11 protein-coding genes are annotated in these 12,960 nt (G+C 62.6%); 3 read left to right on the top strand and 8 right to left on the bottom strand.

The features are described from left to right. Positions 1-38: 38 nt before the first annotated feature. The gene (locus tag QMK47_RS06035; protein WP_320389949.1) at positions 39-806 is read right to left on the bottom strand and encodes a sulfite exporter TauE/SafE family protein; all 768 of its coding nucleotides are present in this window, start codon (positions 804-806) and stop codon (positions 39-41) included. A gap of 218 nt (positions 807-1,024) precedes the next feature. Here QMK47_RS06035 and xseA point away from each other — a divergent pair, with 218 nt between their 5' ends. From xseA to leuA, 3 genes are all read left to right on the top strand, one after another. After that, positions 1,025-2,404 (top strand): exodeoxyribonuclease VII large subunit, encoded by a 1,380-nt coding sequence (gene xseA, locus QMK47_RS06030; RefSeq protein WP_024616421.1) that lies wholly within the window; start codon positions 1,025-1,027, stop codon positions 2,402-2,404. 3 nt (positions 2,405-2,407) lie between these two features. Continuing rightward, a complete protein-coding gene (locus QMK47_RS06025) occupies positions 2,408-3,229 on the top strand; it encodes a peptidoglycan DD-metalloendopeptidase family protein (protein ID WP_320389948.1) in 822 nt (273 codons plus the stop codon). Between the two features lie 440 nt (positions 3,230-3,669). After that, a complete protein-coding gene (gene leuA, locus QMK47_RS06020) occupies positions 3,670-5,349 on the top strand; it encodes a 2-isopropylmalate synthase (RefSeq protein ID WP_320389947.1) in 1,680 nt (559 codons plus the stop codon). A gap of 186 nt (positions 5,350-5,535) precedes the next feature. On the opposite strand, the gene QMK47_RS06015 is transcribed toward leuA, so the two are convergent. From QMK47_RS06015 to hisS, 7 genes are all read right to left on the bottom strand, one after another. Further along, complete coding sequence (locus tag QMK47_RS06015) at positions 5,536-5,952, bottom strand: hypothetical protein (RefSeq protein ID WP_320389946.1); 417 nt, start codon at positions 5,950-5,952, stop codon at positions 5,536-5,538. Between the two features lie 68 nt (positions 5,953-6,020). Then, positions 6,021-6,812: an amidohydrolase gene (locus QMK47_RS06010; protein WP_253471748.1), complete on the bottom strand. Its 792-nt coding sequence runs from the start codon at positions 6,810-6,812 to the stop codon at positions 6,021-6,023. Further along, positions 6,800-7,948 carry a pyridoxal phosphate-dependent aminotransferase gene (locus QMK47_RS06005; protein ID WP_258690403.1) on the bottom strand — a complete coding sequence of 383 codons (1,149 nt, stop codon included), beginning with the start codon at positions 7,946-7,948 and terminating at the stop codon, positions 6,800-6,802. Before QMK47_RS06005 ends, QMK47_RS06010 begins: the two co-directional genes overlap by 13 nt. A gap of 279 nt (positions 7,949-8,227) precedes the next feature. Further along, positions 8,228-9,700: a ribosome biogenesis GTPase Der gene (gene der / locus QMK47_RS06000; protein ID WP_053178266.1), complete on the bottom strand. Its 1,473-nt coding sequence runs from the start codon at positions 9,698-9,700 to the stop codon at positions 8,228-8,230. Between the two features lie 133 nt (positions 9,701-9,833). After that, complete coding sequence (bamB, locus tag QMK47_RS05995) at positions 9,834-10,985, bottom strand: outer membrane protein assembly factor BamB (protein WP_214511317.1); 1,152 nt, start codon at positions 10,983-10,985, stop codon at positions 9,834-9,836. After that, the gene (locus QMK47_RS05990; RefSeq protein ID WP_320389945.1) at positions 10,978-11,619 is read right to left on the bottom strand and encodes a tetratricopeptide repeat protein; all 642 of its coding nucleotides are present in this window, start codon (positions 11,617-11,619) and stop codon (positions 10,978-10,980) included. Before QMK47_RS05990 ends, bamB begins: the two co-directional genes overlap by 8 nt. A 40-nt stretch (positions 11,620-11,659) precedes the next feature. After that, entirely contained in the window at positions 11,660-12,949 is a 1,290-nt protein-coding gene (hisS, locus tag QMK47_RS05985; protein ID WP_320389944.1) for a histidine--tRNA ligase, read from the bottom strand. Positions 12,950-12,960 lie beyond the last annotated feature (11 nt).

Below are 12,960 nucleotides of genomic sequence, written 5' to 3'. Positions count from 1 at the left end.
GATCGAAGGCCGGCAGCTTAATCCCTGGCGGGGCCAGGTCAAGCACTCAGGTAGCGCCCGATCAACGCGAGGCCGCTGGCAAGCACCAGCCAGGTGACCAGCCGCACGAATGCCTCTCGCGACATCTTCATGGTCAAGCGACGCCCTACCCACAACCCCAGCGCCATGGCCGGCAACAAACACAGCGCCAGTACCAACAAGGGTAGCTCGGCATAGACCCCGGCCACGATAAACAGGCTCAGGCGCACCACGGTGCTGCAACTGATCAGGGCACTTTGCGTGGCTCGGGCCGCGTCCTTGGGCAAGCGACTGTTCAGGTAGATGGCATATAAAAAGCCGCCACTGCCAAACAACGCGCCGAACATCCCACCCACCGTGCCCATCGGAACCGCCCACCGCGCTGACAACTGTGTCGGCCGGGTCTTGATCAGCAGGCTATAGATCGCATAGCAACTGATGAACACACCCATCAGCAGCAGCAACAGGTCGGACTTGAGGTTGAGCAGGAAAACCACCCCGAGGGTGCAGCCCAGCGCCATGCACGGCAACAACCGCAGCAGCTCCGGCCGGGACACATCTCGGCGCGAGGGCAGCAAGTTGCCGAAGGCCGCGACGAAATCGAGCAAGACCAGTAGCGGGACGATTTTCGACAGCGGCATGAACAACAGCAGGATGGGCGCGGCCACCAGCGCCGTGCCGAACCCAGCAATGCCGAAGACGATGTAGGCCAGGGCAATGGCCGAGCCGATCACCAGCCATTGCGTGGGGGCAAATGCCCACTGACCCAACCACGGGAGAAGATTCATCCGGCACTTCCTTGCTGAGGAGAGCGGGGACTTTAGCCAGATCCGGGGGATTACTTCCAGCATTTGTGGTGATTGGCCTATCGCTATCGCGAGCAAGCTCGCTCCCACATTTGATCTTCGGTGCGACATAGATCTCCTGTGTGCGAGCTTGCTCGCGATGCAGGCAACCCGGTCTAATTGTCTGCACACCATCGGCGAATCCCCTTATCATGCCGCCCATGATTAAAGATCCCTTTGCCCGACTGGGCCTGGACCGCGAGGTCCTGACTGTCAGCCAGCTCAACGGCCGTGCGCGGGTGTTGCTTGAAGACGTGTTCAGCAACATCTGGGTCGAGGGCGAAATCTCCAACCTCGCCCGCCCGGCCTCCGGCCATGTGTACTTCACCCTCAAGGACAGTGGCGCCCAGGTGCGTTGCGCGCTGTTCCGGCAGAATGCCGCGCGGGTGCGCCAGGCCTTGAAGGACGGGCTGGCGGTGAAAGTGCGCGGCAAGGTCTCGCTGTTCGAAGGCCGTGGCGATTATCAGCTGATCCTCGACACCGTCGAGCCGGCCGGCGATGGCGCGCTGCGCCTGGCCTTCGATGCCTTGAAGGAAAAACTCAGTGCCGAAGGCCTGTTCAGTGCCGAGCGCAAGGTGCCGTTGCCGGCCCATCCGCAACGCATCGGCATTATCAGTTCGCCCACGGGCGCGGTGATCCGCGACATCATCAGCGTGTTCCGCCGCCGCGCGCCGCAGATCGCCCTGACGCTGATCCCCACCGCCGTGCAAGGTCGCGAAGCCACCGCGCAAATCGTCCGCGCCCTGAAGCTGGCCGACGCCCGTGGTTTCGATGCGCTGATCCTGGCCCGGGGCGGCGGTTCGCTGGAAGATTTGTGGTGCTTCAACGAAGAAGCCGTGGCCCGGGCGGTGGATGCCTGCGTCACGCCGATCGTCAGCGCCGTGGGCCATGAAACCGACGTATCCATCAGCGATTTCGTCGCCGACGTGCGCGCCCCGACCCCGTCCGCCGCCGCCGAACTGCTGGCCCCGGATGCCGGCGACCTGGTACGTCGGGTCGAAAGCCTGCATCGCCGGCTGGTGATGCGCATGCGTGACCGGCTGATGCGCGATCAACTGCGCCTCGAAGGCCTCACCCGACGCCTGCGCCACCCCGGCGAACGCCTGCGCCAGCAAGCCCAGCGCCTCGACGACCTGGACATGCGCATGCGCCGGGCGTTCGAACGCAGCCTCAATACCCGCCGCGAACGCCTGATCCGCCTGGAAACCCGCCTGGCCGGGCAACACCCGGGCCGGCAACTGGCCTTGCTGCGCCAGCGCCTGGACAGCCTGGCCGAACGCCTGCCCCGGGCCATGCGCGAAGGCCTGAAAACCCGCCGCGTGCAATTGCACAACCAGATGCAGACGCTGCACATCGTCAGCCCCCTGGCGACCCTCGGCCGCGGCTACAGCATTTTGCTCGACGAACGCGGCCAGGCGATCCGCAGTGCCGGGCAAACCCAGACCGGCCAGCGCCTGACCGCCAAGCTCGGCGAAGGCGAATTGCTGGTGCGGGTCGAAGACAATCACCTGACGCCGGTCACCCTTTCTTTACTGGATTGATTCATGCCGCGATATCTCGCCCCCTTGCTCTTGCTGTGCCTGGCCTTCAACGCCCACGCCGACAGTTACATCACCCGCCTGCTGAACAAACCGGTGCCCGGCGGCGTGGCCGTGGTGGACCTGGGCAGCGCCGCCAAGACACCGAAAGCCAGTTACCAGGGCAAGCCGGTGCTGGTGGTCAAGGAACAGGACAACTGGCTGGCGATTGTCGGCATCCCGCTGACGGTCCAGCCCGGTACCCAGCAGATCAGCAGTGGCGGCGGCACCCAGCCGTTCGTGGTCGGCTACAAGAAGTACCCCGAGCAACACATCACCCTGGCGAACAAACGCCAGGTCAACCCGAACCCGGCGGACCTCAAGCGCATCGACGCCGAACTGGCGGTGCAATTGAAGGCCTACCGCAGCTTCAGCCCGAACATCCCCAGCAACCTGTTGCTGGACAAACCGGTCAACGGCCCGCTGTCGAGCAAGTTCGGCGTGCGCCGCTTCTTCAACGGCGAAGAACGCAACCCCCACGCCGGCCTGGACTTCGCCGTGCCCGCTGGCACGCCGATCAAGACCCCGGCCGCCGGCAAGGTGATCCTCACCGGTAATTACTTCTTCAATGGCAACACCGTGTTCGTCGACCATGGCCAGGGCTTCATCAGCATGTTCTGCCACATGTCGAAAATCGACGTGAAAGTCGGCCAGCAACTGGCCCGGGGCACCGTGGTGGGCAAGGTCGGCGCCACCGGCCGGGCGACCGGGCCGCATATGCACTGGAACATCAGCCTGAACGATGCGCGGGTGGATCCGGCGATTTTCATCGGGGCTTTCCAGCCTTGAATGGATAGAGACGCTACTGGCCTCATCGCGAGCAAGCTCGCTCCCACATTTGGATAGCGGCGCTGCCCCCTGTGGGAGCGAGCTTGCTCGCGATGACGGCAGCCGCATCACCACCCTCCCGCGAATTGCCAAGCTCAAAACATCGACGCAATTTCTGCCATTCATACCTGACACATGCGCGATTAAATCTCGCAAACTAACCAAAAAGCAGAACTTCTCTCAATTTTTTCCGACTGCTTGCGATCCTCTCCCCACGCGGTTAGGGTTGAAGGCATGAAAACCTCTCACACCCTCATTCAGCTTCGCCAGCACCGCAGCCTGTGCCTCGTCAGCGCACGACTGCCGGGCTGAATCGCGGCACCTCGTCCCGGCTGTGAAGCCACCCCCATCGAACCACCGGCAGGCCGCCTTTTTCCGGCCACGACAATAAGGATTTCCCCATGAGCATGCTCAAAGACCCGTCTTCCAAATACCGTGCTTTCCCGACCATCAACCTGCCGGACCGCACCTGGCCGTCGAAGACCATCACCGCCGCGCCGATCTGGTGCAGCTCCGACCTGCGCGACGGCAACCAGTCGCTGATCGAGCCGATGGACGCGGTCAAGAAGCTGCGCTTCTGGAAAACCCTCGTCGCGGTGGGCGTGAAGGAAATCGAAGCATCGTTCCCAGCCGCTTCGCAAACCGACTTCGACTTCGTGCGCACCCTCATCGAAGAAGGCCACATCCCGGACGACACCACCATCCAGGTGCTGACCCAGGCCCGTGAAGACCTGATCGCGCGCACATTCGAATCCCTGCGCGGCGCAAAAAAGGCCATCGTCCACCTGTACAACGCCACCTGCCCGTCGTTCCGCCGCATCGTGTTCAACCAGGACAAGGAAGGCGTGAAGGAAATCGCGGTGAACGCGGCCAAGCTGTTCGTCAAATACGCCGCGCAGCAGCCGGAAACCCAGTGGCAGTTCGAGTACTCGCCAGAGACTTTCAGCGCCACTGAGCTGGAATTCGCCAAGGAAGTCTGCGACGCGGTGATCGAAGTCTGGAACCCGACGCCAGAGCGCAAGGTGATCCTCAACCTGCCGGCCACGGTAGAAGTCGCCACGCCGAACATCTACGCCGACCAGATCGAGTGGCTCCACCGCAACATCACCCGTCGTGACAGCGTGCTGATCAGCCTGCACACCCACAACGACCGTGGCACCGGCGTGGCCGCTACAGAGCTGGGCCTGATGGCCGGCGCCGACCGTGTCGAAGGCTGTCTGTTCGGCAACGGCGAACGCACCGGTAACGTCGACCTGGTAACCGTGGCGCTGAACCTCTACACCCAGGGCATCAACCCCGGGCTGGACTTCTCCGACATCGACGGCGTGCGCAAAGTGGTCGAGGAATGCAACCAGATCCCGGTGCACCCGCGTCATCCGTACGTTGGCGACCTGGTCCACACCGCGTTCTCCGGCTCGCACCAGGACGCCATCCGCAAGGGCTTCGCCCAGCAGAAATCGGACGGTCTGTGGGAAGTGCCATACCTGCCGATCGACCCGGCCGACATTGGCCGCAGCTACGAGGCGGTGATTCGCGTCAACAGCCAGTCGGGCAAGGGCGGCATCGCCTACCTGCTGGAGCAGGAATACGGCATCAGCCTGCCGCGTCGCATGCAGATCGAATTCAGCCAGGTGGTACAGCGCGAAACCGATCGCCTGGGCCTGGAAATGACTGCCCAGCAGATCCACGCCTTGCTGCAGCGTGAATACCTGCAAGCCAACACTCCGTACGCGCTGGTCAGCCATCGCCTGCAGGAAGAAAATGGCAACAGCGCCGTGGAAGTGGAAGTGGCGAGCAAGGGCCAGGGCGAGACCAACCTGCACTGGCGCGGCAAGGGCAACGGCGCGCTGGAAGCGCTGGTGGCCGGCCTGCCAATTCCGGTGGAGATCATGGACTACAACGAACACGCCATTGGCGCCGGCACCAATGCCAAGGCGGCGGCGTACATCGAACTGCGGGTCAACGGCGAGCGTGCGGTGCACGGCGTGGGCATCGATGAAAACATCACCACCGCCAGCTTCAAGGCGCTGTTCAGTGCACTGAACCGCTCCCTGAGTCAGCCGGAAGCCAAAGCGGCCTGATCGTTCGGCTGAAATGCAAAAAGGCCCTGGGGTGTGAACCCTGGGGCCTTTTTGTTTGGCTGATGGTTTTGCGTGGTCTGGGAGGGCCTCATCGCGAGCAAGCTCGCTCCCACATTTGGATAGCGGCGCTGCCCCCCTGTGGGAGCGAGCTTGCTCGCGATAGCGGCCTGTCAGGCAACCCAAATATCAGGCATGGGTATCGATCGAGATGGTCATCGCCTGCAACAGCGACGCCCGCAGGGTTTGCAATGTCGCCTGGGTGCCCATGATCTGGGTCTGGAGGGCCATGGCCTGCTGGGCTTTCTGCTCTTCGCTGGCCTGGCTCTTCTGCACGCGGGCCAGTTGCGCTTGCTGCTGGGCCAGTAGTTTCTCGGCCTGTTCGATCTGCTTCTTCAGCTGTTCGATGATGTCGCCACCCGCCTCGGCACCCGCACCGGCGACGTTTGCGCCGCTAGTGTCGACTTCCAGTTTCTTGTCCTTGTCTTCGCTGCTGTCAGTCGATGCCACTGGACTGACCGCTTTCTCTTCTTCCGCCCCGCGGATGGAGACTTTAGGGGCTGACAATGGATAAGGGTTGACGGTGGTTGCGCTGATACTGGTCATAGGGACTTCTCCTTGGCTGACCGGTTATCGGCACGCAACACCGTTCCTGAAGGGTTGAAACGTTTCAGTTAGATGAATTCGAACGAATCGGCATCCAGGTTCGCCGGAAACCGCGTGCGATACGCCGCCAGGTCCGCTGCGTTCAAGCACACCTTGAACACACCATCCGCTTCGCCGGCGCTGAGCAAGCTCTCGCCCTGGAAATCCAATACCTGGCTGTCACCGGTATAGGCGAAGCCCTTGCCGTCGGTGCCAACACGGTTTACCGCCGCCACGTAGCACAGGTTCTCGATCGCCCGGGCCGGCAACAGCCGGTTCCAGTGCAGACGCCGCGCCCCGGGCCAGTTGGCGGTGTACAGCAGCAGGTCGGTGTCCTCGGCGTCGCGGCTCCAGACCGGGAAGCGCAGGTCGTAGCAAATCAGCGGACGAATCCGCCAGCCCTTGAGCTCGAACAGCACCTGTCGCTCACCCGGGGTGTAGTGGTTGTGCTCCCCCGCCATGCGAAACAGATGGCGCTTGTCGTAATGCAGCACTTCTCCATCCGGCCGCGCCCAGAGCAGGCGATTGCGATGGCTGCCGTCCGCGGCCTGGATGATCACACTGCCGGTAATCACCGCGCCCAGCTTCGCCGCCTGGGCCTTGAGCCATTGGCGCGTCGGGCCGTTCTCCGGCTCCGCCAGGGTCTCGGATTCCATGGAAAATCCTGTGGTGAACATCTCTGGCAGGATGATCAGGTCAGCCCCGCGCGCCTGCTCCAGCAGCGCGTCGAAATGTTCCAGGTTGGCCCGACGGTCGTGCCAGGCCAGGGTGGTCTGGACCAGGGCAATGTCGAGGTCCGGCAACGTGCTCAGATCACGCATAGTTTTTCCGCCGCTTCGCGCAGCGTCTCCTCGCGTTTGGCAAAGCACAGGCGCACCAGGCGCTGGCCTTGTGGTGGATGCTGGTAGAACACCGAGATCGGAATCGTCGCCACACCATGCTCGCGGGTCATCCACACGGCCATGTCGACGTCATTCAGGTCCGGGCGAATCTGCGAATAGTCCACCAACTGGAAATAAGTACCGGTCACGCGCTTGAAGCTGAACCGCGATGGGGCCAGCAGATCGCAGAACAGGTCGCGCTTGGCCTGGTAGAAGTCCGGCAGTTCATCGACGTGTTCCGGATGCTCGGCCATGTAATCAGCCAGGGCGTACTGCAACGGCGTCACGCCGCAGAAGCTGACGTACTGGTGCACCTTGCGCAGTTCCGCCGTCAGGGCCGCTGGCGCCACCACGTAGCCGGTTTTCCAGCCAGTGACGTGGTAGGTCTTGCCGAACGAACTGACCACGAAGGCGCGACGGTACAGCTCTTCATGGGCCAGGACACTGGCGTGGGCGACGCCGTCGAACACCAGGTGTTCGTAGACCTCGTCGCTGACCAGGTAGATGTCACGATCGCGAATCAGCGCCGCCAACTGATCCAGCTCGGCGCGGCTGATCAAGGCACCGCTGGGGTTGTGCGGCGAGTTGAGAATGATCATGCGCGTACGCGGGCTCAGGGCTTCGCCGAGCTTCTCGAAGTCGATGGCGAAGTCGTCCAGACCCAGTGGCACGTGCACGCAATGTCCACCGGCCAATTGCACGGCAGGCTCATAGCTGTCGTAGCTGGGATCGAAGACGATCACTTCGTCGCCGCTGTGGACCACCGCCGCGATGGCACAGAAAATCGCCTGGGTCGCGCCGGGGGTCACGGTGACTTCCTGATCGGCATCGACACTGGCGCCATAGCTGCGGGCGATTTTCGCTGCGATCTGCTGGCGCAGCGCCGGCAGGCCGGTCATGGGCGAATACTGGTTATGGCCTTGGGCAATGTGTCGGCCGACCGCATCGCGCAAGGCCTGCGGGCCATCGAAATCGGGAAATCCCTGGGACAGGTTCAGCGCGCCCGTCTGCGCGGCGAGCTGGGACATCTGGGTGAAAATAGTGATGCCGACATTCGGCAACTTGCTGGTGATCATGGAGTGTCCCTGCTCTGCACCCGGCTCTGGTGCGGCGCGGGAGAGCTCGAGGATAGCCCAATCGCCGGGCATGAAAAAGGGTGCCACCAAGGGCACCCTTTTCTTGTCACCGAATCGCAGGAAAACTCTGTGGCGAGGGAGCTTGCTCCCGCTGGGCTGCGAAGCAGCCCCTGGGTTTCATCTGATGCACTGCGGTGGCAGGTACATCTTTGGGGCTGCTGCGCAGCCCAGCGGGAGCAAGCTCCCTCGCCACAAAAGCGGTCCTGAGAGAAGACTGGATCAGCGCTTGTCGCGGCGCTTCTTGTCGGCCTTCTTGTGGTGCGACATCAAGCGGCGCTTCTTGTTGACCTGGCGGTCGGTGAGCGTGTTCTTGTTGCCTTCGTACGGGTTCTCGCCGCCCTTGAACTCGATGCGGATCGGCGTGCCGACCAGCTTCAGGACGCGACGGTAGGTGTTCTCCAGGTAACGAACGTACGACTTGGGCACCTTCTCGATCTGGTTACCGTGGATCACGATAATCGGCGGGTTGGCACCGCCCAAGTGGGCGTAGCGCAGCTTGATCCGACGGTTGTTGACCATCGGTGGCGCGTGCTCGCCGACCGCATCTTCGAGGATCTGGGTGAGGCGGTTGGTCGGCCAGCGGGTCACCGCCGACTTGAACGAGTTCTGCACCGAAGCGTAGAGGTTGCCCACGCCCGTGCCGTGCAGAGCCGAGATGAAGTGGATGTCGGCGAAGTCGACGAAGAACAGGCGACGCTGCAATTCGATCTTCACGAAATCCCGTTCGCTCGGCGTCATGCCGTCCCACTTGTTGATCGCGATGACCAACGCACGACCGGCTTCCAGGGCGAAGCCCAGCAGGTTCAGGTCGTGATCGACCACGCCTTCGCGGGCGTCCATCACGAAGATCACCACGTTGGCGTCTTTGATCGCCTGGAGGGTCTTGACCACAGAGAACTTTTCAACTTCTTCGTGGATCTTGCCGCGCTTGCGCACACCGGCGGTGTCGATCAGCGTGTACTTCTCTTCGTTACGCTCGAAGGGAATGTAGATGCTGTCGCGGGTGGTGCCGGGCTGGTCGTAGACGATGACCCGGTCTTCGCCGAGCATGCGGTTGACCAGCGTCGACTTGCCCACGTTCGGACGGCCGATGATCGCGATCTTGATCCCGTCTTTTTCGCTTGGACCCGGAATGCGCTTGGCTTCCTCGCCTTCGGCAACGATCTCTTCCTCGCCGTCTTCCGGTTCTTCTGCGTCGTCCTTGGGGAAATCAGCCAGGGCGATTTCCAGCATCTGGGTGATGCCACGACCGTGGGCGCCGGCGATCGGGATCGCCTGGCCCATGCCCAACGGTGCGAATTCGGCGCGGGCCATGTCCGGGTCGATGTTGTCGACCTTGTTGGCGACCACGTAGGAACGCTTGTTACGCTTGCGCAAATGCTCGGCGATCATCTGGTCGGCGGCGGTAAAACCGGCCTTGGCGTCTACCAGGAACAGCACCACATCGGCTTCTTCAATGGCGAGCAACGACTGCTCGGCCATTTTTTCGTCCATGCCGTGTTCATCACCGGAGATGCCGCCGGTGTCGACCAGAATATAGGTACGCCCTTGCCACTTGGCCTCACCGTATTGGCGATCACGGGTCAGACCGGACAAGTCGCCGACAATGGCGTCGCGAGTCCTGGTCAGGCGGTTGAACAAGGTGGACTTGCCGACGTTCGGTCGGCCCACCAGGGCGATTACGGGAACCATGCGGCTCTCCACTTCGTTATTTCAGAAAATACAAAAGCCGCTGCGAGGCAGCGGCTGGTGCTCGGGGCAGTCTGTGCAAGCCCTGCAAACCTTGTGAACAAGGCCGCTTGGGGGATTAGCCCCAAGCATAGTCTTACTTGATGGTCAGGGCTTCCAGTTTGCCGCTGTTGCCATACACATAGATCATGTTGCCCACCACCAGCGGACGGGCACGCAGGCCGTCGCTGTCGATGCGCTCACGGCCGACGAAACGACCGTCCACCTGGCTGAGCAGGTGCAGGTAACCTTCCAGGTCACCCACTGCGACGTAGCTGGAGAACACTTCCGGGGCCGACAGTTGACGGCGGGCCAGGGAGTCGTTGCTCCACAAGGCGGTGGTGGAACGCTCGTCAACGCCTTCGACGGTGCCCGAGGACAGGCTCACGTAGACGCTGCCAAAGCCTTGGGCGACACCGGCGTAGCTGGACGCATCGCGCTGCCACAGCGGACGACCGCTTTCCAGGTCCAATGCTGCAACGCGGCCCTGGTAGCTGGCGACGTACAGTGTGCCGCCAGACAGCAGCAAGCCGCCGTCGATGTCGACCACACGCTCCAGCTCGGAACGACCTTGCGGGATCGCGACGCGCTGTTCCCAGACCGGCACGCCGTTGGAAATATCCAGGGCCACCACTTTACCGGTCGACAAGCCAGCCACCGCCAGGCGGTTGGTGACGATCGGCGCGCTGGTACCGCGCAGGGTCAGTACCGCCGGGGTGCTGTCGTACAACCAGCGTTGGTTGCCAGTAGCGGCATCCAGGCCGATCAGACGGTCGTCCTGGGTCTGGACCACCACCACGTCACCGTTGGTGGCCGGCGGTGCGAGCACTTCACTGGTCACGCGGGCGCGCCATTTCTCTTCACCATTGCTCGCGTCCAGGGCGACAATCTCACCCTTGAGCGTGCCGATCATGACCAGGCCGTAACCCACGCCAACGGCGCCGGAAACAGGCAGCTCAAGATCTTTCTTCCATTTGACGTCACCGTTGGTACGGTCCATCGCCATCACGACGCCCGTGACATCACCTGCATAGATGGTGTCGCCGTCAATGGCCGGCACCAGCATGTTGTAGGTTTCGCCCTGGCCATCGCCGATGGAACGGCTCCATTGCTTCTGCAGCACGACTTCTTCTTTGAAGTCGGTCAGTTCGGCCGGAGGCAGTTCTTTCTTGCTGTTGCTGCTGCAACCCGCGGCCAGAATGGCCAGAGCCAGCAATGCTGCATGTTTCCAACGGATCACGTCACGCATCCCCTTTGGCCAGGTCGTCCAGCTTGATTTGCAGGCCACCGACTGCGGCTTCATCCGACAGCGCAGCCTTGGCTTTTTGGTAGGCCGCATGGGCCTCATCGGCACGGCCCAGTTGTACCAGCAGGTCGCCCTTGAGTTCTTCGCGGGTCGCCAGGAACGCCTTGTCGGCATCACCGTCGAGCAGCTTCAAGGCGTCTTCGGTCTTGTTCTGTGCCGCCAGCACCTGCGCCAGGCGCTGACGCGCCACTTCACCCAGGGTCGGGTTGGCCGGTTTGTCGACGATACCTTTGAGCTCGGTGGCGGCGTCGTCCAGCTTGCCGCTGTCCACCGCCACCTTGGCCACGAACAGGCGACCGTATTGGGCGTAGGCGGTGCCAGTGAATTCCTTGTCCAGCTTGCCGGCCAGGTCCGCCACGCGGGCCGCGTCAGGCTTGCCGTCCGGGGTCAGGGTGGTTTCCAGCAATTGCTGGTAGAGCACCGAGGCGCCTTGCGACTGGTTGCTCTGGTATTTCTGGTAGGCCTGCCAGCCGAACACGATGACCAGCGCCAACAGGCCGCCAGTGACCAGCGGCTTGCCGTTGCGCGTCCACCAGTCCTTCAAATCCGCCAGCTGTTCATCTTCGGTACTCGACACCCCAATACTCCTTAATCGCTAAATCGGCTGTTTGACAGCTTCAACCCTGCACGACGCAGGTGGCCAGGTGTGCAGCAAGCGCATCCCAGGCAATGCTTTGTTGTTCGCCCTGGCCACGCAGGGGTTTGAAACCTACCACTTGTTGGGCCAGTTCGTCGTCACCGAGGATCAGTGCGTACAGCGCACCGCTCTTGTCGGCCTTCTTGAATTGGCTCTTGAAGCTGCCAGCACCGGCGTTGATCTGCAGGCGCAGGTTGGGCAACTGGTCGCGGATCCGCTCGCTCAACGTCAGGGCCGCCAGTTCGGCAGCCTCACCGAAGGCGCACAGGTAGACGTCGACCTGACGGGACAGTTCTTCGGGAACCTTGTCCAAGGCTTCAAGCATCAGCACCAGGCGCTCGATGCCCATGGCAAAGCCCACGCCGGACGTTGGCTTGCCGCCCATCTGCTCTACCAGCCCGTCGTAGCGGCCACCGGCACACACGGTGCCCTGGGCGCCGAGCTTGTCGGTGACCCACTCGAAGACGGTCTTGCTGTAGTAGTCCAGGCCACGGACCAACTTGGGGTTGATCACGTACGGAATGCCGGCGGCGTCCAGGCGAGCCTTGAGGCCCTCGAAGTGCACACGGGACTCTTCGTCCAGGTAGTCGGCCATTTTTGGCGCATCCACCAGTACGGCCTGGGTGTCCGGGTTCTTGGTGTCCAGTACCCGCAGAGGGTTGGTCTTCAACCGACGCTGGCTGTCTTCGTCCAGCTTGTCCAGATGGGCGCCAAGAAACTCCACCAATGCCACACGGTAGCGGCCACGGGACTCGCTGGTGCCCAGGCTGTTGAGCTCAAGCTTGACCGCATCACGGATGCCCAGCTCGCCCCACAGGCGCCAGGTCAGCACGATCAGTTCAGCATCGATGTCCGGGCCATCGAGGTTGAACACCTCGCAACCGATCTGGTGGAACTGGCGATAACGGCCTTTCTGCGGACGCTCGTGACGGAACATCGGGCCGATGTACCAGAGCTTCTGCACCTGGCCGCCGCCGGTGATGCCGTGTTCGAGCACCGCACGCACGCAGGCCGCCGTGCCTTCGGGGCGCAGGGTCAGGGAGTCGCCGTTGCGGTCGTCGAAGGTGTACATCTCTTTTTCGACGATGTCGGTCACTTCACCGATGGAGCGCTTGAACAGCTCGGTGAACTCGACGATCGGCATGCGGATCTGCCGATAGCCGTAGTTATCCAGCAGGCGCGCCACAGTGCCCTCGAAATAGCGCCACAGGGGCGTCTGCTCGGGCAGGATGTCGTTCATGCCACGAATGGCTTGCAGGGACTTGCTCACGTGTATTCCTT

It is taken from the genome of Pseudomonas sp. P9_35 (assembly GCF_034008205.1).
In the GTDB taxonomy this organism is placed as follows: domain Bacteria; phylum Pseudomonadota; class Gammaproteobacteria; order Pseudomonadales; family Pseudomonadaceae; genus Aquipseudomonas; species Aquipseudomonas kilonensis.
Note: the sequence above shows the minus strand (reverse complement) of the source record. Positions and strands in the feature narration are given on the sequence as shown.

Excerpts from the sequence above, each read along its gene's own strand:
- QMK47_RS06035 (WP_320389949.1), bottom strand. The coding sequence starts at position 806 with ATGAATCTTCTCCCGTGGTTGGGTCAGTGGGCATTTGCCCCCACGCAA.
- xseA (WP_024616421.1), top strand. The coding sequence starts at position 1,025 with ATGATTAAAGATCCCTTTGCCCGACTGGGCCTGGACCGCGAGGTCCTG.
- QMK47_RS06025 (WP_320389948.1), top strand. The coding sequence starts at position 2,408 with ATGCCGCGATATCTCGCCCCCTTGCTCTTGCTGTGCCTGGCCTTCAAC.
- leuA (WP_320389947.1), top strand. The coding sequence starts at position 3,670 with ATGAGCATGCTCAAAGACCCGTCTTCCAAATACCGTGCTTTCCCGACC.
- QMK47_RS06015 (WP_320389946.1), bottom strand. The coding sequence starts at position 5,952 with ATGACCAGTATCAGCGCAACCACCGTCAACCCTTATCCATTGTCAGCC.
- QMK47_RS06010 (WP_253471748.1), bottom strand. The coding sequence starts at position 6,812 with ATGCGTGATCTGAGCACGTTGCCGGACCTCGACATTGCCCTGGTCCAG.
- QMK47_RS06005 (WP_258690403.1), bottom strand. The coding sequence starts at position 7,948 with ATGATCACCAGCAAGTTGCCGAATGTCGGCATCACTATTTTCACCCAG.
- der (WP_053178266.1), bottom strand. The coding sequence starts at position 9,700 with ATGGTTCCCGTAATCGCCCTGGTGGGCCGACCGAACGTCGGCAAGTCC.
- bamB (WP_214511317.1), bottom strand. The coding sequence starts at position 10,985 with ATGCGTGACGTGATCCGTTGGAAACATGCAGCATTGCTGGCTCTGGCC.